The sequence below is a fragment of the Burkholderia sp. LA-2-3-30-S1-D2 genome, assembly GCF_001523915.2.
Lineage (GTDB): Bacteria > Pseudomonadota > Gammaproteobacteria > Burkholderiales > Burkholderiaceae > Burkholderia > Burkholderia diffusa.
Genome location: NZ_CP013383.1, coordinates 2,198,000 through 2,220,697 on the forward strand (window position 1 = coordinate 2,198,000; position 22,698 = coordinate 2,220,697).

The window sequence follows — 22,698 nt, forward strand, 5'->3', positions numbered from 1 at the left end:
TGTCGGTCAGTGCGCGAGCGGCCAGGGCTCGCGCATGCCGTCGATATTACGAACAGGCCTTGCCGTGCGATGCGTGGTAACCCTTCGCCTTCGCATCGGCTTCCGACATGTAGCTGCCGTGCTTCGTCTTGCCGTAGTACTTGTCGGTCGAGCAGTGGTAGACCTTCGTGCTGTCGTTGGCCCACACCTTGCCCGCGCCGCCGCCGGGCGCCGCTGCCGCGGTCGTCGCGGGCGCGCTCTTCGCCGGTGCCGCGCCCGATGCGGCGGAAGCGGAAGCCGCGGTCGCGGGGGCTGCGGCCGGTGCGCTGGCCGCGGCTGCCGACGATGCGCCGTACCACGTCTTCACGCCCTTGTGACCGGCGCATGCGCCCTTCTTCGACGCGCCCGAGTAGAACGATCCGTCCTTGCACAGCCCGGTCGTGCCGGCCGGCGCGCTGGCCGGAACCTGTGCGAACGCACCGATCGACATGCCCATGCCCGCGACGAGCGCGGCGATCAACATCGTCTTTTTCATAGTCCTCTCCTGATTTGCCTGAATGGGAACAACGTCCCGACGCGATGCGGGAATACCGCGCCGCGGGTCAACGGACCCAGCGGCACACGCGGTGATGGTGGTGATCGAAATGGCACACGCGGTGCGAATGGGCTTCGGCCAGCGCCGGCACGAGCACAGCGCAGGCGACGGCCGTCACGGTCAGGATCTTCGCGATGCGGGTCATGACATTCTCCTGGGTAAGCCAGCCGGCGCTCCGGCTGTTATCCCCTTAACGCCGGCCGCCGATGCGCCGTGCACCGCACCCGTGTCGAATTGACGATCTTTGACAGCGTGTAACGAAACGTCACGCGTGACTGACAAACAACCGTCAGTTCTTTCCATTTCATTACACGGCGAATGCTTTGGATATCGAATGACCGAAGCAGGACGAGGTGTCCACAAGATCAATAAAAAAACCGCCCGAAGGCGGTCTTTCACAGGCACGTGGATGCCTCGCGTGCGAAACAGCGGAGGCTACGCGCCCGCGTCGCCCCATGGCGTCGGCGCAGGCACTTCGCATGGCCCGTCGACGTCGATCGACTTGAAATCGGCCGGCCCGACGATCTCCAGATACTCCATGTCGGGCGAATAGTCGAACAGGTAATGCACGATTCCCGGTGCCTGGTGCACGCAGTCGCCGGCGTTCACCAGCGTCTCGCGGTCGCCGTACATGAAGCGCGCCCAGCCCTTCAGCATGATCACGATGTGGAACTCGGCCTCGTGACGGTGCCAGCCGGTGCCCGCCGCCGGTGCATGATTCGCCCTGACGAGTTGCGCGACGACCTTGCCGTTCGTCGCGGCCGCGATGCCGAGATCGCGATACAGGAAGAAGTCGCGCAGGCCTTCGCCTTGATACGCGGTGTCCTGCGGCCTCACGTGGGAAAACGCGGTAGGGGTCGGCGTGCTCATCGCGGTGCTCCTCGATCGAAAGCGTCTTCCGGGACAAGCATTTAGCGTTCCAGGCCGCAGCAGCGCCCGCTTACTTGAGCCGGCCCGACAGGAACTGCCCGAGCCGCTCGCTCTTCGGATTGACGAGAATCTCCCGCGGATCGCCCTCTTCCTCGATCTTCCCCTGGTGCAGGAAGATCACGTGGTTCGACACGGTGCGCGCGAAGCCCATCTCGTGCGTGACGACGACCATCGTGCGGCCCTCCTCGGCCAGCTTCTGCATCACCTTCAGCACTTCGCCGACGAGTTCCGGGTCGAGCGCCGACGTGGGCTCGTCGAACAGCATCACCTCCGGTTCCATCGCGAGCGCACGCGCGATCGCGACACGCTGCTGCTGTCCGCCCGACAGGTGCGACGGATACATGCCTTCGACGCGCGGCGCGAGGCCGACCTTCTCCAGATACTTGCGCGCCCGCGCCACGGCCTCTTCCTTGCCGATCCCGAGCACGGCCATCGGCGCCTCGATCACGTTCTCGAGCACCGTCATGTGCGCCCACAGGTTGAAGTGCTGGAACACCATCGACAGCTTCGTGCGCATGCGCTGCAGCTGCTTCTGGTCGACCACGCGCAGCGAGCCGTTGCGGTCGCGCGTGGTCTCGATCGGCTCGCTGCCGATCGTGATCTGCCCCGAGCACGGCTGCTCGAGGAAGTTGATGCAGCGCAGGAACGTGCTCTTGCCGGAGCCGCTCGAGCCGATGATGCTGATCACGTCGCCGGCCTTCGCCTTCATCGACACGCCCTTCAACACCTCGTTGTCGCCGAATTTCTTGTGCAGGTTGTCAACGGTGAGCTTGTACATGCTTGGTCCTTCCTTGCGAATCTTGCGAATGCGTTAATGGCCGCGCGGCGACAGGTACGCGAGCCAGCGCGTCTCGAGCTTGCGGAACGCCCAGATGAGCGCGAACACGACGATGGCGTACAGCACGGCCGCGATGCCATAGGCCTGGAACGACATGTACGTGGCGGAGTTGACATCGCGCGTGACCTTCAGGATGTCGGGCACGGTCGCGGTGAACGCGAGCGTCGTCGCGTGCAGCATCAGGATCACTTCGTTGCTGTAGCTCGGCAGCGAACGGCGCAGCGCGGACGGCAGGATGATGCGCGTATAGAGCTTGAAGCGCGACATCCCGTAAGCCATCCCGGCCTCGATCTCGCCGGCCGACGTCGCCTTGATCGCGCCCGCGAAGATCTCGGTCGCATACGCGCATTCGTTCAACACGAACGCGAGCAGCGTGCAGTTCATCGCGTTGCGGAAGAACGTGTCGAGCAGCACGTGGTTGTGCACGACCTGCAGGCTGTAGATGCCGGTGTAGCACATCAGCAGCTGCACGTAGAGCGGCGTGCCGCGGAACACGTACGTATAGAGCCACACGGGGCCGGAAATCCAGCGGTTCGACGACGCGCGCGCGATCGCGAGCGGCACGGCCAGCGCGAAGCCGAGCGCGATCGACACGACCAGCAGCCACAGCGTGATCGCCAGGCCGCTGAAGCGGTAGCCGTCGGTGTAGAGATAGCTTTGCCAGTACTGGCTGATGAGTTCGATCACAGTGCAAGCCTCCGGACGCCCACGGAATAACGCTTCTCGAGGTGGTGCAGCACGACGTTCGACACCGTCGTGATCGCGAGGTAGATCGCACCCGCCGCGAGCGTGAAGAAGAAGAAGTCGAGCGTGCTCTTGCCGGCGTCCTGCGACGCCTTCACGACATCGGCGAGGCCGATGATCGACACGAGCGCGGTGGCCTTCACGAGCACCTGCCAGTTGTTGCCGATGCCCGGCAGCGCGAAGCGCATCATTTGCGGGAACATGATCCGGTGGAACACGCGCCAGCCACTCATCCCGTATGCGAAGCCGGCTTCGAGCTGGCCGCGCGGCACCGCGAGGAACGCGCCGCGGAACGTTTCGGTGAAGTACGCGCCGTAGATGAAGCCGAGCGTCACGACGCCGGCAACGAACGGATCGATGTCGATCTGGTCCCAGCCGAGCAGGTCGGTCGCGTCGTTCAGCAGGATCTGGATCCCGTAGAACAGCAGCAGCATCAGCACGAGATCGGGCACCGCACGGATCAGCGTCGTATAGAACGTGCCGACCGACCTGAGCACGCGGTTGGTCGACAGTTTCGCGCCCGCGCCCGCGAGGCCCAGTATGAGCGACGCGGCGAGCGACAGCACCGCGAGCTTCACGGTCTCGACCGTGCCGGCCCACAACAGCGGGCCAAATCCTTGGAAGATCATGTTTGGGATCCAGAACGATGTGGCTGGATTGTCAATAGCCATTACCCGCGCATCAAACGATATCTGCGCATTACCTGATGTCGTCCGCTCATCAAGCCGGACGCGTCATGCGAAGCAAGCGGCACCCGGGAACCGACACGACACGGCGCGCCGCAGCGGATGCGCGCCGCATCGACGGTCAGCCGCCGTAGACGTCGAATGCGAAGTACTTCTTCTCGAGCTTCTTGTACGTGCCGTCCTTGATCATGTCGGCGATCGCGTGGTCGATTTTCGCCTTCAGGTCGGCGTCGTCCTTGCGCAGCCCGATGCCGGCGCCGTTGCCGAGCGTCTTCGGATCGTCGATGTCCTTGCCGGCGAATTCGAAGTTCGCGCCGCGCGGCGTCTTCAGGAAACCGAGGTCGGCCTGCACCGCGTCCTGCAGCGCGGCGTCGAGGCGGCCGGACATCAGGTCCTGGTACACGCCGTCCTGGTTCTGGTAAGGCACGACCTGCACGCCCTTCGGCGCCCAGTAGGCCTTCGCGTAGGTTTCCTGGATCGTGCCCTGCTCGACGCCGACCGACTTGCCCTTCAGCGATTCGGCCGTCGGCTGCAGGTTCGCGCCTTTCTTCGCGACCAGGCGCGTCGGTGTGTTGAACAGCTTGTCGGAGAACGCGATCTGCTCGGCGCGCGCCGGCGTCATCGACATCGACGACAGCACGCCGTCGAACTTCTTCGCCCTCAGCGCCGGGATCATCCCGTCGAAGTCGTTCTCGATCCACACGCATTTCGCCTTCAGCCGTGCGCAGATCTCGTTGCCGAGATCGACGTCGAAGCCGACGACCTTGCCGCTTGCGTCCTTCGATTCGAACGGCGGATAGCTGGCGTCGACACCAAACCGGATCGTCGACCAATCCTTGGCGTGGGCACCGACCGCGAGGCAGGCAAGGGCAATACTGAGCGCGAGTTTCTTCATGGCGTTCCTGTCATAGGCGAACTGGGCACGGGTCCGGTCGGGCGTCGCCGCCGCGAACCCTTCCAACCCGGAAGCCGCCTGTCCGGTGACCTCCGAAGTTGTACATACAACTTTGCCTTTTTCAGGTCACTGCCAGCAATCCGTGTTTATCTCTAATTGTCGGCGGATTGTTTCCATGAGCGAATTTCCCTTATATTTCAATTCGCTACAGATTACATGCAGATAAAATCCAGCTTTCTGTGCGGCTTCGACATGTCGTCGTCGAGTCTGCATTTGTCTATACTTTTCCGCCTGTCGCGCTCGCCGACGCGGTGGCCGCGATCCGGACGACCCCTGCCGGCCCCCGACCGGCGCTCCGGATGCAGGCCGGAATAACCCGAATCCCGGGCCCACAGTCAGGCCCGCACCGCGTCGAACCCGGTACACTCCGCCCGAACACCGCACGAAGGCCGGCCCGCGACGGCATGCGGCCGCCGTCTCTTGAACAGCAATGCAATGACCACACCGATCTATCAGGAAATCAAGGACTTCATCCTCGCGCGCATTCATGCGGGCGAGTGGGCGGAAGGCGACCAGGTGCCGTCGGAGAACGAGCTCGCGCGCGAATTCAACGTCGCGCGGATGACGGTCAACCGCGCGCTGCGCGAGCTGACGGCCGAACAGGTGCTCACGCGCACGCGCGGCTCGGGCACGTATGTCGCGTCGCCGAAATACGAATCGACACTGGTCGCGATCCGCAGCATCTCGGATGAAGTCGCCGCGCGCGGCCATGCGTATCGTGCGCAGGTGCTGGAGGTCGGCGCGGCCGTCGCCGACGCGAAGCTCGCCGACGAGCTGCAGCTCGACACCGGCAGCCCGATCTTCCATTCGCGCGTGCTGCACTTCGAGAACGACACGCCCGTGCAGCTCGAGGAGCGCTGGGTCAACCCGGCCTGCGCACCCGAATACGCGCTGCAGGACTTCACGACGACGACGCCGAACCAGTACCTGACGCGCGTCGCGCCGCTGCAGCGGGTCGAATACCGGATCGAGGCTGCGATGCCGGATGCGGCAACGCGCCGGCACCTGACGACGGACGAACGCGAGCCGTGCCTGCTGCTGCATCGGCGCACGTGGTCGCAAGGGATGGTCGCGTCGGTGGCCAATCTGTGGCATCCGGGCAGTCGCTACCGGTTCACCGGGCATTTCTGACGCGGGGCGAACGCGTTCAGCGCACGCCGGGGCGCCCCCAGCGCTCGATCGCGCCAACCGCCAGCCCCACCCCGTCCTCCCGCGCGATCCGCGCACCGAGTTCGGCGGCACGCGCTTGCGTGTCGGCTCGTGCCGCGAACGCGATCGCGCGTGCAAGCGCCGCGGCGTCCACACGCCGCCCCGCCACCGGCGCATCGGCCACACCGGCGCGTTGCAGCCGGCTCGCCCAGAAGAACTGATCGCCCGCGAACGGCACGACGACCGACGGAATGCCCACCCGCGCGGCCGAATGCGTGGTCCCCGATCCGCCGTGATGGATCGCCATCGATACATGCGGAAACAACCGGTCGTGCGGCGTCTCGCCGATCACGCACACGTGCGCCGGCAGCATCGACACATCGATGCCGCTCCAGCCCGGATAAAACAACGCGCGCCGGCCGTCGAGCGCCTGCAACAGCGCGTCGACCATCGCGGCCCGGTCGAACCCGGCCATGCTGCCGAAGCCGATATACACGGGCGGATCGCCCGCGTCGAGAAAGCTCGACAGCGCGGGCGGCGGCGTCCACGCAGGCGCGTCGACGCGCCATTGACCGCATGCCAGCACATGCGACGGCCAGTCGGCCGGATCGGCCAGCAGCGCGGGCGACACGCCGTACAGCATCGGATGATCGGTCCATACGGCCCGGCGCGGCGGCAGTCCGCAAATGCTGGCGCGCGCCGCATTGGTCGCCCGCCTGAACGCGTCCCACAGCAGCGCGTTCACGAACCGGTGGCTCGCGCGATTCAGCCAGCGCGGCACCTTGCCGGGTGGCAGAAACGGCGACGCGAACGTCGCGGTCGGCGTGATCGGGATCATCCCCGTACCGATCGCCGGCACGCCGCGATACTCGGCAACCGACAGCCCGACGAACGACGCCAGCCCCGACACCAGGATCGCATCGCAACCGGCCGATGCGGCGGCGACTTCGCGCATCCATGCCGCCGTGTTCGCATTCGCGATCGCCGCGAGCGCCTTCGACGTGTCGTTGAAACCGCCGCGCCAGCGCACCGCTTCGGACAACGCACCATCCGGCGCGATCGCCGCGCGGATGTCGCCGGACAGCGGCTCGCAAGGCACGCCGAGCGCGGCGGCCGAACCGAGCGTCGCGACGTCGGCCAGCAACCGGACCTCATGGCCGGCATCCAGCAGCGCGCGGCCGAGCGCCGCGAGCGGGCGCGTGTCGCCTTCGGTGCCGTAAGTGGCGATGACGAGCTTCATGCGTGGCTCCTCCTGCATGATGCAGGCGAGTGGATTCATAAAAGTGCACGTCGTATACTAATGCAATTCGTGCACTTTAAGTCGATACCGAACCATGCCAACGACGACCGACGATCCGGGCCGCCGCGCACGCAAGCGCATCCAGATGCTCGCGCATCTCGCCGACACCGGCGCACGCCTGTTCGATGCGCACGGCTACGACGCAGTGACGATGGAACAGATCGCCGCGCAGGCCGATGTCGCAAAACGTACGCTGTACAACCACTTTCCGACGAAGGAGGCCGTGCTCGCGCACTGGCTCGAAGGCGAACTCGCGCGCGACCTCGCGCACCTGCAGCGCGACGTCGCGCGACGGAAGACCTTCGCGTCGCGGATCGCCTGCGTGCTCGACGCGTCGGCCGCATGGTGCGAACAGCATCCGGTGTATCTGCTCGCATACCTGCGGCATCGGTTCCTGAGCATCGGCGTGGCGCAAGCGGAAAGCGGGGAGAATGGCGGCGGCGACATCGCGCTCGTGTGGCAGCAACTGATCGCGGCCGGACAGCAGACGGGCGAACTGAACCCCGCGCTGGCGGCCGACCAGCTCGCCACGTGGTTCCATCACCTGTATCTCGCGGCGATGCTGCGCTGGCTGACCGTGCCGGGGTTGTCGCTGAAGCGGGAATTCCGGTCGGTCGCGAAGCTGTTCGTCGAAGGCGCGCACGCGAAAGCGTGAGCGCCCGCGCAGGCGACGCACGGTCGGGAAGATGCGTCCGCATCGGACGTGCACCGCGCTCACGCCATTCGCGCGCACGTCGAGCGCACCGCGCGCCGGCCGGCGATCCGGAACGCCATCGGGAACGGCAGGTGCCCGGCACTGCCGGCGACACGCAGCCGGCGGACACACCGCGCACCACGAGCGGCGACCGTTGAAGGCATCGCGTGATGCGGAGGGATTTTTACAACGATCGCACGGACGGGATGCCAAATTTCCCGCGCAGCAGTATGCTGGTGCCGTACGACCGCGCACGATGCCTCGGGCAATCCCTTAGTCCGCACGTCGTCGCGCCGCCGTCGCGACCGCAATCATGCGTTGCAAGGAGGGCTTCCTGATGGCTACCACGCATCCGCACTTCCACCTCGAACTACGGCACGCCACCGCGCCGACGTATTTCATCAGCTACCTGTTTCCCGCCTTGCTGTTCGTCTACGAACTGCTGCGCGTCGGCCAATGGATCCGCGATCACGGGATGCAATTCGCCGTGTTCAAGCAGATGGGTTACGAGTATCTGCTGATGCTGCTGTTCGTCGGGCTGCAGATCGTCGTCGAGGCGGTCTTCCTGCTCGGTGCCGCGATGCGCCGTGACAATCGCGACTTCGAACACCGGCTGCCGAACGTGGTTCTCGGCATCGGCTGCTCGATCGCGATTCTCGCCGTCGACCTCGCAATCCAGCTGTCGTTCTGAGCACCGGCGGGCCGGGCCCGCCGGTTGCATCGCGCGCCGGCGCCCGGGCGTTCAGGCGAGCGCGTCGCGCAGGAACGTCGCCACGGCCGCGAGTACGTCGTCGGTCCGCTCGCGATGCGGCATGTGTCCGCATCCGTCGAGCAGCAGGAACGACGACGGCCCCGCGACGCGCGCGGCGATCCGTTTCGGATGCACGTCCGACCCGTATTCGTCCTGCTCGCCGTGAATCGCGAGCGTCGCGCAACGCACGCGCGGCAGTTCGTCGTCGAGACTCCAGTCGCGAAACGCCGGCGACAACCACGTGTCGACCCACGCACGCAGCACCCATTCGGCCTTGTCGCCGTGATAACGCGCGAGCCGGTCGAGCTGGCCGGGCGCGTCGAACTGCTGCCCCGCCTCGCGAATGCCGTCGCGCGTGCGATCCTCGACGAACGCCTGCGCGGAGACCGTCACCAGTGCGCGACAACGTGCCGGATACGCGGCCGCGCATCCGACCGCCATGCCGCCGCCGACGCTGTGCCCGAACGCCACGAACGCATCGATGCCGAACCGCTCGAGCAGCGCATGGAATCCGTGATCGGCCTCGTCGCGCACGAACGTCATGCCGAGTTGCCCCGGATGACGATCGGACCGCCCGAAGCCCAGCCGGTCGTATGCGATCACGTCGCGCCGGGTGGCGCGCGCGAGTTGCGCGGGGAAGTCGCGCCATAGTTCGACGCAGCCGAGCGAATCGTGCAGCAGCACGATCGGTGCGGCCGGCGCAGGTGCGACGGGCGTAGGTGCAGCCGGTGCCCGCGCGGGCACGCCGCGCCAGCGCTTCGCGAAGAGACGCCCTTGCGGCGTCTCGACCCAGGTCTCCTCGGTCACGATTTCAGTCATGTGTGTCGTCGTCTGCATGAAGGCGGCCGCACGCGGGCGGGCCGCATCGAATGCCGACGATGGTGGCCCGGCGACCCACGCGACGTCAAGCAAGGCCCCACCGCCCGCACGCTCATTCGGGCTGCGGCGGCAGATACTCCATCTGCGCTTCGTCGTACAGCCGGTAGATCAGCGCCTGCATCGCGCGGATGTCCTCCGATTCGTCGAGCATCCGCATGCTCATGATGATCGGCGACACGAGGTTCGGGTCGTCGAGCGGCTTGTAGCTGATATCGTCGCGCTTCAGGCCGTACACGCTGTGCGGCACGACCGACACGCCCTCGCCCATCGCGACGAGTCCGAGCGCGATCTGCAGTTCGCGCGTCTCGTAGATCTTGCGCGGCTGCAACGCGCGATCGTGAAAGGCGGCGAGCACCTGGTCCGCATAGCTGGGCCGCGGCGCCTTCGGGAAGATGATCAGCGTGTCGTTCACGAGATCGTGCAGCGACAGCACGGGCTTCGCGCCGTCGAGCACGTGACCGACCGGCAGCGCGACGATCATCCGCTCCTCGCGCAGCACGACGCGCCGCACGCTCGGATCCTCGTGACGGATGCGCCCGAACCCGACGTCGATGCGCCCTTCCTTCAGCGCCTTGATCTGGTCCATCGTCGACATCTCGTGCAGGCTCAGCTCGACGGCCGGATACTCGCTGCGAAAGCGCCGGATGATCTTCGGCAGCATCCCGTACAGCGTCGAACCGACGAACCCGACCGACATGCTGCGCTCGATCTTGCCGACCCGCTTCGTCATCGATTCGAGCTCGGTCGTCTGCGCGAGCAGCTGCACCGCGTGCGAATAGAAGAACCGCCCCGCGTCGGTCAGCTTCAGCGGCCGCGCGTTGCGCTCGAACAGCGGCACGCCGAGCGCCTCCTCGAGCTGCTGGATCTGCCGGCTGAGCGGCGGCTGCGCGATGTGCAGGCGCTCGGCCGCACGCGTGAAATTCCGCTCCTCGGCAACCGCGACGAAGTAGCGGAGATGTCTCAACTCCATTTTTCGATCCCTCCCGGACCGGCAACGGACGTTCATTCGGCCCCGCGCAGACGCGTGCCGAGCCGGTCGTTCCGTGATCGCCCGATCCCGATGCCATGACGATACCTCAGCCCGCGCCGAAACCGGCGCGAGCAGCGTCGTGCCGCCCTCGCGTCCGGCACCGCGCAAAGCAAAACGGGAAGCCGCCAGGCTTCCCGTTTCTTCATCGACGCCGCGTCGCGGCAGCGTCTCGACCGCGCATCACGCCTCGGTCGCGTACAGCGCATCGCGCTGCGCGTCGCTCAACGAGTCGAGCGGCACGTCCGGCAGCCGATAGCAGATCATCGCGCCGTACAGCTCGGCCAGGCAGTTGCTGCCGGCGTCGAGCGCGTAGCCGTCCTCGCCGTCCGGCGCCGGCGGATACACTTCGCGCCACGCGTTGATCGCGGCTTCGATTCGCACGATGGAAACGGGTCCGGCCTTCCGCTCGGCGGGTGATGCACTCATGGATTCCTCTGGGTTGCGCGCTCCGCGGGCCGTGCCGGCGCGGCGGAACGATGGAAACGCCGGGCGCCGCCGGCCGCCGCGAGAGGCACGCGCCGGATGCCCGATCCGCGCCGCGCTCGTCGCGCCGGCCGGGCCGTGTGGCCCGGTAGGGTCGGGCAATATAACCGGCTTTGACCCCGTGCAGGGGAAAGCGGACAAAAAAAACGGGAAGCGTGCGGCTTCCCGTTTCGTTGCGCCATCGCGCGGCCGCGTGCCGCGCCGGCATCAGCCCGCGGTTTCGCGGTTCTCCACGCGCTGCAGCTGCGCGCCGCGGCTCGCGGCGACCCACGGTGCGATCTCCATGTCCTCGTAACGCACGAAGCGGCTCTTGTTCAGGAGCCGGTAGCCGAGCCACACGACGAGGAACAGCGGAATGCCGACGTAGGTCGCGGCCACACCCGCCCAGTCGATCCGATTCGCGAGAAACGCCTGATAGTCCTGGCCGAGCGCGATCACGAGACACAGCACGAACGCGAACAGCGGGCCGAACGGGAACCACTTCGACTGGTACGGCAGCTGGTCGACCGCGTAGCCTTGCGTCACGTAGCCCTTGCGGAACCGGTAGTGGCTGATCGCGATGCCGAGCCACGCGATGAAACCCGTCATCCCCGACGTGTTCAGCAGCCACAGGTACACCGTCTTGTCGCCGTACAGCGACGTAAAGAAACACAGCGCGCCGACGGCGGTCGTCGCGTACAGCGCGTTGCGCGGCACGCCGCCCGGCGACAGCTTCGCGAACAGCTTCGGCGCGCGGCCTTCCGTCGCGAGGTTGTAGAGCATCCGCGTCGACGCGTACATGCCCGAGTTGCCGGCCGACAGCACGGCCGTCAGGATCACCGCGTTCATCACGCCGGCAGCGAACGCGAGGCCCGCGTGGCGGAACACGAGCGTAAACGGACTCACGCCGATGTCGGTCACGTCGCTCTTCAGCAGGTTCGGATCGGTATAGGGAATCAGCACGCCGATCACGAAGATCGCCAGCACGTAGAACAGCAGGATGCGCCAGAACACCTGACGCACGGCGCGCGGGATCGTCGTGCGCGGGTTCTCCGATTCGCCGGCCGCGACGCCGATCAGCTCGGTGCCCTGGAACGAGAAGCCCGCGATCATCGCGACGCCCATCAGCGCCGGCAGGCCGCCCGCGAACGGCGCGTCGCCGATCGTCAGGTTGCCCCAGCCGTTGCCCGGCGCGCCTTTCAGAATGCCGAAGATCATCAGCAGGCCGACGCCGATGAACGCAACCACGGTGACGACCTTGATCAGCGCGAACCAGTATTCGGCTTCCCCGAAGCCGCGCACGGTCAGCGCGTTGAGCAGGAACATCACGCCGAGGAACGCGGCACTCCACCAGACGCCCGGCACGTCCGGGAACCAGTAGTGCATCACGAGCTGCGCGGCGACGAGTTCGACCGCGATCGTCACGGCCCAGTTGTACCAGTAGTTCCAGCCGAGCGCGAAGCCGAAGCCTTCGTCGACGTATTTCGCGCCGTAGGTCGCGAACGAGCCCGACACCGGCATGAACGCAGCCATTTCGCCGAGGCTCGTCATCAGGAAGTAGACCATCAGGCCGATCAGCATGTACGCGACCATCGCGCCGCCAGGGCCGGCCTGCGAGATCGACGCGCCGGACGCGACGAACAGGCCCGTGCCGATCGAGCCGCCGATGGCGATCATCGTCAGATGGCGCGCCTTCAGCGCGCGATGAAGCTTGGGTGGGTTCGCGGACGAACCGGGTTGGTCGGAATTCGGAATTGCGGACATAAACGAGACGAACGTTGAGCGGGCCGGCATCCGGAGCCGGCGCATGCGGGATCGGGGCGCGGCGCGCCGCCTGCTGCGATGCATTCGATGCGGCCCCGATACGCGTTGCGCGCCGGGCGCCTGCGGCGAAGCGCGGATTCTACCTGATTCGCTGCGGGGGCAGCTGAGCGCCGAACGCCCCGCCGCCGCATGCAGACGCAGCAGAATCAACAAGTTGGACACGGCGGGGCGACGAGACGGCGGCACGGCTGCGGGTTGCGCGGTACAGGTCATGCCATTCGAGTGGTCATCCGCGATGGCGAACCGTGCAAGGCGTAATCGTCCCGGCGCAATCGCCCGATCCTGTATTAAAACGACAAATCGATCCGCAAGCGCCGCTAATAATCAGACAAAATACCGGCCACTCACAATTGATTCAAATCAAACTGACACCCGGCTCACAGTAATGGTGTGTAATCGTTCCGAATCGCGATCGGCGCATGCATGTTTTGCATCACGCGGCGAAATTCCGGGATTCGCGAGATAATGCCGGTTAATGCGAATTAATCACTGCGCGGAATCGTCTACGACGCAAATTTCCGCCGCCCACCCCCGAGGATGAAGCCACACACGCCGCTCGCCACGGCGCGCCGTCATACCGCGTCGGCCGTGGCACGCATTCTGTCGCCCCGCGGCGTACTCGTCGCGGGCATCATGCTGCTCCTGTTCAGCTGGGGACTCTCGACGTCGCTTTTAATCGAGGCACGCCACGACGCATACGATCATGCGGTCGAAAATGCGCGCAACCTGATGCTGCTGATCGAGCGCGATATTTCCCGCAATATCGAACTGTATGATCTGTCGCTGCAAAACGTCGTCGACGGCCTCGCCGATCCGGAACTGATGGCTTTGCCGCCGCACCAGCGTCACCGGCTGCTGTTCGACCGCGCCGCGAGCGGCGCGTATCTCGGCGCCATTTTCGTGATGGATCCGCACGGCAATATCGTGATCGATTCGGCCGAATCGCCGCCGCGACAAGGCAATTTTGCCGACCGCGAATATTTCGCCGTGCATCGCGACCGGCTCGCGCAGGGCCTCTTCATCAGCCGGCCCTATGCGTCCCGGCTGCGCGGCGGCGCATTGACGATCGCGCTCAGCCGACGGATCACGCTGGCCGATGGCCGCTTCGGAGGGATCGTCGTCGGCACGCTCAGCATCGACTACTTCCGCGCGCTGCTCGACGGTCTCGCGGTCGGCAAGCACGGCAGCGCGGCGATCGTCGAGGACAACGGCGCGCTCGTGTCCCGCCTGCCGTTCGATGCGCGCGTGGTCGGCCTCGACCTTCACAACGCCCCGCTCTTCATCGAGGCGCAGCGCAGCAGCGAAGGCGCGTTGACGGGCGTCGGCGCGATCGACGGCGTGCGGCGCATCTATGTTTACAAGCATCTCGCGAATCTGCCGCTGGTCGTCGACGTCGCGCCCGCCGAGATCGACATCTACGCGTCGTGGCGCCATCGCACGATCTGGACCGCCGTGCTGATGGCCCTGTTTACCGTGTTCATCGCGTGGGGCTCGCTCGCGCTGTCGCGCGAACTCAAGCGCCGGCAGATCGCCGAGTCGAAGCTGTACCGGCTCGCGCACACCGATTCACTGACCGGGCTCGACAACCGCGGCACGTTCGACACGGTGCTCGCGAAGGAAGCGCTGCGCGCGTCGCGCAGCGGCCGCCCGCTGTCGGTGCTGTTCGTCGACGTCGATCATTTCAAGGCGTTCAACGACTACTACGGCCACCTCGCCGGCGACGATGTGCTGCGCCGCGTCGCGCAATCGGCGTCGCGCTGCCTGCGCCGCGACAGCGACCACGTCGCGCGCTACGGCGGCGAGGAATTCGTCGTCACGCTGCCGGACACCGATGCGCGGGGCGCGGCGACCGTCGCCGAAGGGATCCGCCGCGCGATCGCCGGGCTCGACATCGCGCACGGCCGCAGCCCGTACGGCCACGTGACGGCGAGCATCGGCGCCGCGACCGCCGCCGGCGGGCGCATCGACGCCGCGACGCTGCTGCGGCAGGCCGACGAGGCGCTGTACCGCGCGAAGTCCGGCGGACGCAATCGCGTATCGAACGCCGAGACGAACACCGTCGACGCGTAACGCGGCGGCCGGCGGCCAGCGGCGCCCGCACCGCGTCGCCGTGGACAGCCCGCGCGCGTTCGGCTAGCGTTACGTCAGCTGCGCGTGCGGCGCGGCGCCGGCCCGCGCGGGCCGCCCGCGCGTATTCCGGCCACCCCGCCGGCCATCTCCGCTCCGTCATGACCGCCCAGCTTCCTGCCCGACTGCCGTCGCTCCTGCGCCACGCCCTCCGTCCCCTGCTGGACCCTTACCGCCGCTACCGGCACGCGAAGCTGATCCATGCGGCGCGCGTCGCGCTCGCGATCCTCGTGTCGATCGCCTTGTCCACCGGGCTGCGCGTGCCGCACGGCGAATGGTCGACGATCACCGTGCTGATCGTCGTCGGCGGGCTGCAGCACCACGGGAACATCCGCAAGAAGGCGGCCGAGCGCGCGCTCGGCACGTCGATCGGCGCGCTCGCGGGGCTCGGGCTGATCCTGCTCTACTCCGTGCTGCACGCGCCGTTCGCGATCTACTTGCTGATGGCGATCGCGTGCGGATTCTGCGCGTATCACGCGATCGGCAAGGCCGGCTACATCGCGCTGCTGTCGGCGATCACGATGGTGATCGTCGCCGGGCATGGCGACAACGAGATCGTCGACGGCCTGTGGCGCGCGGTAAACGTCCTGACCGGCATCGCGATCGCGCTGGCGTTCTCGTTCGCGCTGCCGCTCTACGCGACCTACTCGTGGCGCTACAAGCTCGCCGATGCGCTGCGCGCGTGCGCGGCCGTGCATACGCGGCTCGCGGGCGACCGCCGCGTGAGCGACGACGCGCACCTGAAGGAAATGGCCGCGCTGAGCGCACTGCTGGTGCAGCTGCGTTCGCTGATGCCGTCGGTGTCGAAGGAATGCGAGATCTCGGTCACGCACCTCGAAGCGATCCAGCGCAGCCTGCGCCTGTGCATCGGCTACCTGGAGATCCTGTCGAGCACGGTGCCGGCCCGCGACGACGTGACTGCCCGCGAATACATGCGCTACGAAATGAAGGCCGTGAACCGGCGCATCCGCGACACGCTCGTCGGCGCGAGCCGCGCGCTCAAGGTCGGCACGCCGAGCCGGCTCGCGGCGCGCCGCCGGCCGGCCGAGCCGCCGCACGACATGCCTCCGCCGCAGTTGTCGGGCTACGTGTCGATCACGGCCAAGCTGGCCGGCGAAGTGGATCAGTTGCGTGAGAAACTGCTCGATACCGCGCCGGCGTGGAATATCTGAAGGTCGCGGGACGCCGGGCTTCACGCCAAAATCTTTCATAATCCTTTCGGCGCGGCGGGCTCGCATCCCGACGGCGGCTGCCCCGCCCTTCAGCCGATCCGGCCCCGGAAGCACGGCCCGCGACGGCGCTCGGCCGCGACCGTTTCGGCCGCCGCTCGGCACCGGTTTGCGCGGCGTTCTCCGCCTGATTCGCCGCCCGCCGGGCCCGCCGCGACAGGCCCGACGACGTATTGGCGCGAAAATCAGGTCTTGCCCCAACTTCCCGGACAGCCGATACTCGCATATTCCGCGAAATACGATCCCACCGGCTTCAATCCACGGTAATTCCTATGAGCACGATTCTCGAAAGCCTCCCGACCGGCCAGAAGGTCGGTATCGCCTTCTCCGGCGGCCTGGACACCAGCGCCGCGCTGCACTGGATGAAACTGAAGGGCGCCGTCCCGTACGCATATACGGCGAACCTCGGCCAGCCCGACGAAGACGATTACGACGCGATCCCGAAACGCGCGATCGAATACGGCGCAGCCGGCGCCCGCCTGATCGACTGCCGTGCGCAGCTCGTCGCCGAAGGCATCGCCGCGCTGCAAAGCGGCGCGTTCCACATCACGACGGCCGGCGTCACGTACTTCAACACGACGCCGATCGGCCGCGCCGTGACGGGCACGATGCTCGTCGCCGCGATGAAGGAAGACGGCGTCAACATCTGGGGTGACGGCAGCACGTACAAGGGCAACGACATCGAGCGCTTCTACCGCTACGGCCTGCTCGTGAACCCGGATCTGAAGATCTACAAGCCGTGGCTCGACCAGACGTTCATCGACGAACTCGGCGGCCGCGCCGAAATGTCCGAATTCATGAACCAGGCCGGCTTCGCGTACAAGATGTCGGCCGAGAAGGCGTATTCGACCGACTCGAACCTGCTCGGCGCGACGCACGAGGCGAAGGATCTGGAAAGCCTCGAGAGCGGCATCAAGATCGTGAACCCGATCATGGGTGTCGCGTTCTGGCGCGACGACGTGAAGATCGCCGCCGAGGAAGTGACGGTGCGCTTCGAAGCAGGCCAGCCGGTCGCGCTGAACGGCGTCGAGTTCAAGGACCCGGTCGAACTGCTGCTGGAAGCGAACCGCATCGGCGGCCGCCACGGCCTCGGCATGAGCGACCAGATCGAGAACCGCATCATCGAGGCGAAGAGCCGCGGCATCTATGAAGCCCCGGGCCTCGCGCTGCTGTACATCGCGTACGAGCGTCTCGTCACCGGCATTCACAACGAAGACACGATCGAGCAGTATCGCGAGAACGGCCGCCGTCTCGGCCGCCTGCTGTACCAGGGCCGCTGGTTCGACCCGCAGGCGATCATGCTGCGCGAAACGGCGCAGCGCTGGGTCGCGCGCGCGATCACCGGCGAAGTGAAGATCGAACTGCGCCGCGGCAACGACTACTCGATCCTGAGCACGAAGTCGCCGAACCTCACGTATCAGCCGGAACGCCTGTCGATGGAGAAGGTGGCGTCGACGTTCTCGCCGCGCGACCGGATCGGCCAGCTGACGATGCGCAACCTCGACATCACCGATACGCGCGACAAGCTGCGCGTTTATACGCAGGTCGGTTTGCTCACGCCGGGTGAATCGTCGGCGTTGCCGCAGATCAAGGGCGATAGCGGCGAGTAAGCAAGCCGTTTTCGCGAGCGGCCGGGCGGCGTAAGAACCGCCCGGCCGCATGCAGCACTCCCCTCCCGCCTTTCTTCAGGCACTGCCGGATTCGGAACGCGCATCACGACGATCCTGCAGTCGCATCAGGATCATTTCGATGCCGTGGCCGTCCCGGTCGCAGTCGCAGTCGTCGCAACCGCAGTCGTCGTCGCAGCCGCAGCCGCAGCCGCCGGCGTGCGTGCCAGATCCTGACCGATCGTGTCCGCGACCGACTTCTCGCACGACTTGATCCCTTCCACCGACTTGTCGAAATTCTTCTCGAGATCGCTGAAGCTGCCGTACGTATAGGCGAAATCGCTGTCGATGTGGACGCTGTTCGACTTGATGTCGTAGCCGCACGCGAACGTCTTGAAATAGATGTCCTGCTTCGTCTTCGCGTCGAGAATGCGCGCGCGGACGACCACCCACGGAATGTAATCGGGCTGGTTGGGCGGCGAGATATAGCCGAACGACGTGAACCATACGTTCATGATGGCATCCGCGTCGGTCTGGATCGCGGAGTAGTCGTCCGACTTGCCGTCGTCGGCGAGCTTCACTTTCTGACCGTCCAGCTTCACGACCTGATAGCCGTTGCTGGTAAGGCGGCCCGTGACGCCGTCCACGATGTCCGGCGCGAACACGATCTTGCCGGCCGCCACGTGATCCGTATAGGTGCTCGTATGGCTCGCGTTGACGGCGCTTTGCGCGAGCGCGCCGATCAGGCCGAACCCGCCCGCCGCGCCGCCGATATTGACGACCGCGACACGCTTCGGCTCGTTGACTTCGAGGATCGCGATCGAATGCAGCTTCTGACGTGCTTCGGGCTTCATGTCGGTGTTCGGCAACGTGACGCAGCCGGACAGCAGCGTCACGAGCAGGCCGCAACCGAACAGGGTGGCTTTGGATGAGTTCTTCATGCAGTGAGTGGCTTTTTGTTGTTGACGGAACGCTTTCGCCGAGCCGTCGCACGTGGCGCGTGAAGGTGCTGCGCGCGAGTCGGCCGTATGCTTGTTGTTTGATGACCTGACCGTAGGCGTCGAAGCTGTAATCGGACGCGCGCAGCGCCGCCCGGCAATTGTCGTGCGGCTCGAGTGATACTTTGGTGAGCTACCGAGAAAGGGTAACGGCGGGGGTCAAGGTTTCTTTAGGGCGCTTCGTCGAATAATTTTTCTAATCGCTTCGGCATTACAAACAGATTGCATGTCGAGGCACAATGCAGGCGTTCCGATCCAGCACGCCTTCATGATTCCTCGAGCAAACCCGCCTCTCACCGTCATTCACCTGAACGGCCCGATCAACAGCGGGAAGACGACGATCGGTCGCGCGCTCGCCCGCGTGCTGCCGGATGCGTGCTTCATCGACGGCGACGATCACGCTGCCCCCGAAGACGCACCGTTCGACGTGCAGTGGGCGATCGCGCTGGAGCGCCTCGTCACGCAGATCGCGCAGGCCGGAGAACGTCATCTGGTGATCGCCTATCCGATCGGCGAAGCCGAATTCGCACGGCTGCGCGCGGCCTGCGATGCGCGTGATGCACGGTTGATCGTCGTCACGCTCGCGCCGCCCGAGGCGATCGCGGCGTCGGATCGCGGCACGCGGGTGCTGACGGAATGGGAGCGGCAACGTATCGCCGAGATGTATCGGGAAGGGTATGCGGCGCGCGCATTCAGCGATTGCGTGATCGATACGTCGAAAGCATCGGTGGATGCATGCGCGCGAGAGATTGCGCAACGCGTCCACGCGTCGCGCGCATAGCGGCAACGCCCCGGCGAACGATTCGCGGCACCGCGTCACGCCGCGTAGTGGGCGAATGCCTCGTTCACGCGATTGCCGGCTCCGAAGCGGAACACCTCGACCGCGCCGCGTCCGTTTGCGCCGCGATAGTGAATGGCGACGCTGTCCACGCCCGCCAGCACCGCAATGAACTCGAAACGCAGGTCCGGAATGAGTTGCAGCGCCTTCGCCCAGTACGCGCGCACCGCCGCCTTGCCATGCAGGCATCCGCTCGGCTCGCCTGCGATCCGCACGATCATCGGCGAATGCATGACGAAGGCGTCATCGTAGTGCGACAGGATGCGGTCGAGATCGTGCGCGTTCCATGCGTCGATCCATTCCTGCGCGAAGTGCCGCGCGAATGCGTCGGTGATGGGTTCCATGCGGCTCGTCGTCTCCATATCGGGCGCGGCGTGAATGCCGGCCCGTGCGCCCCAGTGTATCAGCGGCCGCACGGCTTCCGCGCACTCGCCGCGGCTCGCATGCGCGCGCCCAATGTTGCTGCCGCACCCCCGACACGCCCTGCTCGCGCGCCCCCTTGCGACTCAGCAGCAGCGTGACGACCGCCGACACCGCGAGCGTGCCCGCCACCACGTACAGCCCGGCCGCATACCCGCCCGTCAACTGCTTGAGCCAGCCGATCGCGAATGGCCCGACGAACCCGCCGAGGTTGCCGATCGAGTTGATCATCGCGATCCCCGCGGCCGCGCCGGCGCCTGACAGGAACGCGCTCGGCATCGCCCACAGCGGCGCCTTCGCGGCGCTGATCCCGATGTTGACGACGACCAGCGCGAGCACGGTCAGGAGCGCGGTGTTCGCCTGCCCCGCGAACACGAAGCCGATACAGGCAAGCACGCACGGAATCACGACGTGCCAGGTGCGCTCGCCGCTGCGATCCGAATGTCGTGCCCATCCGATCATCGCGACCACCGCGGCAATGCTCGGGATGCCGGTCAGCAAGCCCGTCTGCAACGCGGTGAAGCCGAACTGCTTGACCATCAGCGGTGCCCACAGGCCGAGCGTATAGAGGCCCGCCGACGTACCGAAGTAGATCAGCGCGAGCGCCAGCACGCGCGGGTCGCGCAGCGCCTGCCACGCGCCGGCCGTGTGTCCGGCATGCGTGTGCCGCGCGTCGGCCTCGGACTTCAGCTTCGCGATCAGCCAGTCGCGCTCGTCCGGCTGCAGCCACGCGGCCTTCGACGGCGCATCGGTCAGGCACTTCAGCACGACGAAGCCGAGCGCGACCGCGGGCAGCGCCTCGACGATGTAGAGCATCTGCCAGTCGGCGAGGCCGAACATCGGTGGCATCTGCATGATCGCGCCCGACAGCGGCGAGCCGATCGCGGTCGAGATCGGCGCGGCCGCCATGAACCACGCGGCGGCCACTGCGCGCTGCTTCGCGGGAAACCACAGGCTCAGGTACAGGATGATGCCGGGAAAGAAACCGGCTTCCGCAACGCCGAGCAGGAAGCGCAGCACGTAGAAGCTCGTCGGCCCGGCCGCGAACGCGGACACCGCCGACACGATGCCCCACGTGATCATCACGCGCGCGATCCAGATGCGGGCGCCGACACGATGGAGAATCAGGTTGCTCGGCACTTCGAAGAGAAAGTAGCCGATGAAGAACAGGCCGCCGCCGAGTCCGAACGCAGTCGGCGACAGGCCGATCGCCTTGTTCATCGTCATCGCCGCGAAGCCGACGTTGACGCGATCGAGAAAGCTGACGAAGTAAAGCAGCATCACGAACGGAATGATGCGCCACATCAGTTTCCGCGCGACGCGGGTTTCCAGATCCGCTTGCATGTGTCTCCTCCTTCGAGGTCGGGCCGCACGCTGTCCGCACGAGCCCCGTGGGTGCTTGCCGGCGTCACGACGAATCGTGTGCGCCGGCGCCCGGCTCACGTCGAATGCGCGAGTCGCGGGCAGGAAAATCCGGTGAGCGGTGAACGGAAGGCGGCCGGCTGCGCACGCGCGCTACCGTCGCAGTCCGTGCTGCCGTCAGACTGCGACCGCCGCGTGCGCGACGCGCTCGCAGACGGCCGCCGTCACCTGCGCGGTCGTCGCGCTGCCGCCGAGATCGCGCGTATGCAGCGACGGATCGGCTGTCACCGCCTCGATCGCCTGCATCACGCGCGCCGCGGCTTCCGTTTCACCGAGATGCTCGAGCAGCATCACGACCGACCAGAACGTGCCGACCGGATTCGCGAGGCCCTTGCCCATGATGTCGAACGCGGAGCCGTGGATCGGCTCGAACATCGACGGATAGCGGCGCTCGGGATCGATGTTGCCGGTCGGCGCGATGCCGAGGCTCCCGGCCAGCGCGGCGGCGAGATCGCTGAGGATGTCGGCGTGCAGGTTGGTCGCGACGATCGTGTCGAGCGACGCCGGGCGGTTCACCATGCGCGCGGTCGCGGCATCGACGAGTTCCTTGTCCCACGTGACGTCGGGGAATTCCTGCGCGACCTGCTTCGCGATCTCGTCCCACATCACCATCGCGTGACGCTGCGCGTTGCTCTTCGTGATGACGGTCAGCAGCTTGCGCCGACGCGACTGCGCAAGCCGGAATGCGAAGCGCATGATGCGTTCGACGCCGGCACGCGTGAGGATCGACACGTCGGTCGCGGCCTCGATCGGATGACCCTGATGCACGCGGCCGCCAACGCCCGCGTATTCGCCCTCCGAGTTCTCGCGCACGATCACCCAGTTCAGGTCGTCCGGCCCGCAGCGCTTCAGCGGCGCATCGATGCCGGGCAGGATGCGCGTCGGGCGCACGTTCGCGTACTGGTCGAAGCCCTGGCAGATCTTCAGGCGCAGGCCCCACAGCGTCACGTGATCGGGCACGTCGGGGTCGCCCGCCGAGCCGAACAGGATCGCGTCCTTGCCGCGCAGCGCATCGAGGCCGTCGGCCGGCATCATCACGCCGTGCCGGCGGTAGTAATCGGCGCCCCAGTCGAAATCCTCGAACTCGAACGCAAAGCGGTCGCTGCCGCGAGCCAGCGCTTCCAGCACCTGCTTGCCGGCCGGCACCACTTCCTTGCCGATGCCGTCGCCGGGAATGGTCGCGATACGGTAGGTCTTCATGCCACATCCTCGATTGATCGTGAGCGTGAAGGCACTTTACC

Annotated in this window: 22 protein-coding genes and 1 pseudogene; 7 read left to right on the forward strand and 16 right to left on the reverse strand. The window is 66.4% G+C overall.

Annotated elements, in window-relative coordinates:
* Positions 1-46 precede the first annotated feature (46 nt).
* The 7 genes from WS66_RS10070 to WS66_RS10095 form a co-directional block, all read right to left on the reverse strand.
* Positions 47-514: a DUF3761 domain-containing protein gene (locus tag WS66_RS10070; protein ID WP_059503738.1), complete on the reverse strand. Its 468-nt coding sequence runs from the start codon at positions 512-514 to the stop codon at positions 47-49.
* Between the two features lie 67 nt (positions 515-581).
* Entirely contained in the window at positions 582-719 is a 138-nt protein-coding gene (locus WS66_RS34050; protein ID WP_174908495.1) for an HHHH-motif protein, read from the reverse strand.
* A gap of 290 nt (positions 720-1,009) precedes the next feature.
* Positions 1,010-1,444 carry a cupin domain-containing protein gene (locus tag WS66_RS10075; protein WP_059601454.1) on the reverse strand — a complete coding sequence of 145 codons (435 nt, stop codon included), beginning with the start codon at positions 1,442-1,444 and terminating at the stop codon, positions 1,010-1,012.
* A gap of 70 nt (positions 1,445-1,514) precedes the next feature.
* Positions 1,515-2,282 (reverse strand): ABC transporter ATP-binding protein, encoded by a 768-nt coding sequence (locus tag WS66_RS10080; protein ID WP_059601452.1) that lies wholly within the window; start codon positions 2,280-2,282, stop codon positions 1,515-1,517.
* Positions 2,283-2,315: 33 nt separating this feature from the next.
* Positions 2,316-3,029: an ABC transporter permease gene (locus tag WS66_RS10085; protein WP_059601450.1), complete on the reverse strand. Its 714-nt coding sequence runs from the start codon at positions 3,027-3,029 to the stop codon at positions 2,316-2,318.
* Positions 3,026-3,715, reverse strand: a complete 690-nt coding sequence (locus tag WS66_RS10090; protein WP_059601448.1) for an ABC transporter permease — start codon at positions 3,713-3,715, stop codon at positions 3,026-3,028. Before WS66_RS10090 ends, WS66_RS10085 begins: the two co-directional genes overlap by 4 nt.
* A gap of 178 nt (positions 3,716-3,893) precedes the next feature.
* Complete coding sequence (locus WS66_RS10095) at positions 3,894-4,667, reverse strand: ABC transporter substrate-binding protein (protein ID WP_059601446.1); 774 nt, start codon at positions 4,665-4,667, stop codon at positions 3,894-3,896.
* A gap of 495 nt (positions 4,668-5,162) precedes the next feature.
* On the opposite strand from WS66_RS10095, the gene hutC reads away from it, so the two are divergent.
* On the forward strand, positions 5,163-5,858 hold the full coding sequence (gene hutC, locus WS66_RS10100) for a histidine utilization repressor (protein ID WP_059466626.1): 696 nt from the start codon (positions 5,163-5,165) through the stop codon (positions 5,856-5,858).
* 16 nt (positions 5,859-5,874) lie between these two features.
* Here the strand turns inward: hutC and WS66_RS10105 are convergent, their stop codons facing one another.
* Positions 5,875-7,116, reverse strand: a complete 1,242-nt coding sequence (locus WS66_RS10105) for a glycosyltransferase (protein ID WP_059601444.1) — start codon at positions 7,114-7,116, stop codon at positions 5,875-5,877.
* 94 nt (positions 7,117-7,210) lie between these two features.
* Between WS66_RS10105 and WS66_RS10110 the strand changes: the two genes are divergently transcribed.
* Together WS66_RS10110 and WS66_RS10115 are read left to right on the forward strand one after the other, a co-directional pair.
* Positions 7,211-7,831, forward strand: a complete 621-nt coding sequence (locus WS66_RS10110) for a TetR/AcrR family transcriptional regulator (RefSeq protein ID WP_059601441.1) — start codon at positions 7,211-7,213, stop codon at positions 7,829-7,831.
* A 376-nt stretch (positions 7,832-8,207) separates the two neighbouring features.
* Positions 8,208-8,561 carry a hypothetical protein gene (locus WS66_RS10115; protein WP_059601439.1) on the forward strand — a complete coding sequence of 118 codons (354 nt, stop codon included), beginning with the start codon at positions 8,208-8,210 and terminating at the stop codon, positions 8,559-8,561.
* A 51-nt stretch (positions 8,562-8,612) separates the two neighbouring features.
* Here the strand turns inward: WS66_RS10115 and WS66_RS10120 are convergent, their stop codons facing one another.
* The 4 genes from WS66_RS10120 to WS66_RS10135 all read right to left on the reverse strand — a co-directional run bounded on the left by WS66_RS10120 (position 8,613) and on the right by WS66_RS10135 (position 12,756).
* Positions 8,613-9,440: an alpha/beta fold hydrolase gene (locus WS66_RS10120; RefSeq protein WP_059601831.1), complete on the reverse strand. Its 828-nt coding sequence runs from the start codon at positions 9,438-9,440 to the stop codon at positions 8,613-8,615.
* 112 nt (positions 9,441-9,552) lie between these two features.
* A complete protein-coding gene (locus tag WS66_RS10125; RefSeq protein ID WP_059601436.1) occupies positions 9,553-10,470 on the reverse strand; it encodes a LysR family transcriptional regulator in 918 nt (305 codons plus the stop codon).
* A 240-nt stretch (positions 10,471-10,710) separates the two neighbouring features.
* Positions 10,711-10,956 carry a DUF3717 domain-containing protein gene (locus WS66_RS10130; protein ID WP_006761486.1) on the reverse strand — a complete coding sequence of 82 codons (246 nt, stop codon included), beginning with the start codon at positions 10,954-10,956 and terminating at the stop codon, positions 10,711-10,713.
* Positions 10,957-11,220: 264 nt separating this feature from the next.
* The gene (locus WS66_RS10135) at positions 11,221-12,756 is read right to left on the reverse strand and encodes an amino acid permease (protein ID WP_059601434.1); all 1,536 of its coding nucleotides are present in this window, start codon (positions 12,754-12,756) and stop codon (positions 11,221-11,223) included.
* Between the two features lie 597 nt (positions 12,757-13,353).
* Here WS66_RS10135 and WS66_RS10140 point away from each other — a divergent pair.
* The 3 genes from WS66_RS10140 to argG all read left to right on the forward strand — a co-directional run bounded on the left by WS66_RS10140 (position 13,354) and on the right by argG (position 17,782).
* Positions 13,354-14,886 (forward strand): GGDEF domain-containing protein, encoded by a 1,533-nt coding sequence (locus tag WS66_RS10140; protein WP_059601432.1) that lies wholly within the window; start codon positions 13,354-13,356, stop codon positions 14,884-14,886.
* Between the two features lie 158 nt (positions 14,887-15,044).
* Positions 15,045-16,115 carry an FUSC family protein gene (locus tag WS66_RS10145; RefSeq protein WP_059601429.1) on the forward strand — a complete coding sequence of 357 codons (1,071 nt, stop codon included), beginning with the start codon at positions 15,045-15,047 and terminating at the stop codon, positions 16,113-16,115.
* A 329-nt stretch (positions 16,116-16,444) separates the two neighbouring features.
* Positions 16,445-17,782 (forward strand): argininosuccinate synthase, encoded by a 1,338-nt coding sequence (gene argG, locus WS66_RS10150; protein ID WP_059601426.1) that lies wholly within the window; start codon positions 16,445-16,447, stop codon positions 17,780-17,782.
* Positions 17,783-17,913: 131 nt separating this feature from the next.
* Here argG and WS66_RS10155 read toward each other — a convergent pair whose 3' ends face one another.
* Positions 17,914-18,720 carry a hypothetical protein gene (locus WS66_RS10155; protein ID WP_059601424.1) on the reverse strand — a complete coding sequence of 269 codons (807 nt, stop codon included), beginning with the start codon at positions 18,718-18,720 and terminating at the stop codon, positions 17,914-17,916.
* 325 nt (positions 18,721-19,045) lie between these two features.
* On the opposite strand from WS66_RS10155, the gene WS66_RS10160 reads away from it, so the two are divergent.
* Positions 19,046-19,558 carry a shikimate kinase gene (locus WS66_RS10160; RefSeq protein WP_059601829.1) on the forward strand — a complete coding sequence of 171 codons (513 nt, stop codon included), beginning with the start codon at positions 19,046-19,048 and terminating at the stop codon, positions 19,556-19,558.
* 35 nt (positions 19,559-19,593) lie between these two features.
* Here WS66_RS10160 and WS66_RS10165 read toward each other — a convergent pair whose 3' ends face one another.
* The 3 genes and pseudogenes from WS66_RS10165 to WS66_RS10175 form a co-directional block, all read right to left on the reverse strand.
* Positions 19,594-19,959 (reverse strand): nuclear transport factor 2 family protein, encoded by a 366-nt coding sequence (locus WS66_RS10165; RefSeq protein WP_059601423.1) that lies wholly within the window; start codon positions 19,957-19,959, stop codon positions 19,594-19,596.
* Between the two features lie 112 nt (positions 19,960-20,071).
* Positions 20,072-21,379: pseudogene (locus WS66_RS10170) on the reverse strand (MFS transporter); the annotation flags it as partial.
* 195 nt (positions 21,380-21,574) lie between these two features.
* On the reverse strand, positions 21,575-22,657 hold the full coding sequence (locus tag WS66_RS10175) for a tartrate dehydrogenase (protein ID WP_059601421.1): 1,083 nt from the start codon (positions 22,655-22,657) through the stop codon (positions 21,575-21,577).
* Between the last annotated feature and the right edge of the window lie 41 nt (positions 22,658-22,698).

Excerpts from the sequence above, each read along its gene's own strand:
- WS66_RS10070 (WP_059503738.1), bottom strand. The coding sequence starts at position 514 with ATGAAAAAGACGATGTTGATCGCCGCGCTCGTCGCGGGCATGGGCATG.
- WS66_RS34050 (WP_174908495.1), bottom strand. The coding sequence starts at position 719 with ATGACCCGCATCGCGAAGATCCTGACCGTGACGGCCGTCGCCTGCGCT.
- WS66_RS10075 (WP_059601454.1), bottom strand. The coding sequence starts at position 1,444 with ATGAGCACGCCGACCCCTACCGCGTTTTCCCACGTGAGGCCGCAGGAC.
- WS66_RS10080 (WP_059601452.1), bottom strand. The coding sequence starts at position 2,282 with ATGTACAAGCTCACCGTTGACAACCTGCACAAGAAATTCGGCGACAAC.
- WS66_RS10090 (WP_059601448.1), bottom strand. The coding sequence starts at position 3,715 with ATGATCTTCCAAGGATTTGGCCCGCTGTTGTGGGCCGGCACGGTCGAG.
- WS66_RS10095 (WP_059601446.1), bottom strand. The coding sequence starts at position 4,667 with ATGAAGAAACTCGCGCTCAGTATTGCCCTTGCCTGCCTCGCGGTCGGT.
- hutC (WP_059466626.1), top strand. The coding sequence starts at position 5,163 with ATGACCACACCGATCTATCAGGAAATCAAGGACTTCATCCTCGCGCGC.
- WS66_RS10105 (WP_059601444.1), bottom strand. The coding sequence starts at position 7,116 with ATGAAGCTCGTCATCGCCACTTACGGCACCGAAGGCGACACGCGCCCG.
- WS66_RS10110 (WP_059601441.1), top strand. The coding sequence starts at position 7,211 with ATGCCAACGACGACCGACGATCCGGGCCGCCGCGCACGCAAGCGCATC.
- WS66_RS10115 (WP_059601439.1), top strand. The coding sequence starts at position 8,208 with ATGGCTACCACGCATCCGCACTTCCACCTCGAACTACGGCACGCCACC.
- WS66_RS10120 (WP_059601831.1), bottom strand. The coding sequence starts at position 9,440 with ATGACTGAAATCGTGACCGAGGAGACCTGGGTCGAGACGCCGCAAGGG.
- WS66_RS10125 (WP_059601436.1), bottom strand. The coding sequence starts at position 10,470 with ATGGAGTTGAGACATCTCCGCTACTTCGTCGCGGTTGCCGAGGAGCGG.
- WS66_RS10130 (WP_006761486.1), bottom strand. The coding sequence starts at position 10,956 with ATGAGTGCATCACCCGCCGAGCGGAAGGCCGGACCCGTTTCCATCGTG.
- WS66_RS10135 (WP_059601434.1), bottom strand. The coding sequence starts at position 12,756 with ATGTCCGCAATTCCGAATTCCGACCAACCCGGTTCGTCCGCGAACCCA.
- WS66_RS10140 (WP_059601432.1), top strand. The coding sequence starts at position 13,354 with ATGAAGCCACACACGCCGCTCGCCACGGCGCGCCGTCATACCGCGTCG.
- WS66_RS10145 (WP_059601429.1), top strand. The coding sequence starts at position 15,045 with ATGACCGCCCAGCTTCCTGCCCGACTGCCGTCGCTCCTGCGCCACGCC.
- argG (WP_059601426.1), top strand. The coding sequence starts at position 16,445 with ATGAGCACGATTCTCGAAAGCCTCCCGACCGGCCAGAAGGTCGGTATC.
- WS66_RS10155 (WP_059601424.1), bottom strand. The coding sequence starts at position 18,720 with ATGAAGAACTCATCCAAAGCCACCCTGTTCGGTTGCGGCCTGCTCGTG.
- WS66_RS10160 (WP_059601829.1), top strand. The coding sequence starts at position 19,046 with ATGATTCCTCGAGCAAACCCGCCTCTCACCGTCATTCACCTGAACGGC.
- WS66_RS10165 (WP_059601423.1), bottom strand. The coding sequence starts at position 19,959 with ATGGAACCCATCACCGACGCATTCGCGCGGCACTTCGCGCAGGAATGG.
- WS66_RS10175 (WP_059601421.1), bottom strand. The coding sequence starts at position 22,657 with ATGAAGACCTACCGTATCGCGACCATTCCCGGCGACGGCATCGGCAAG.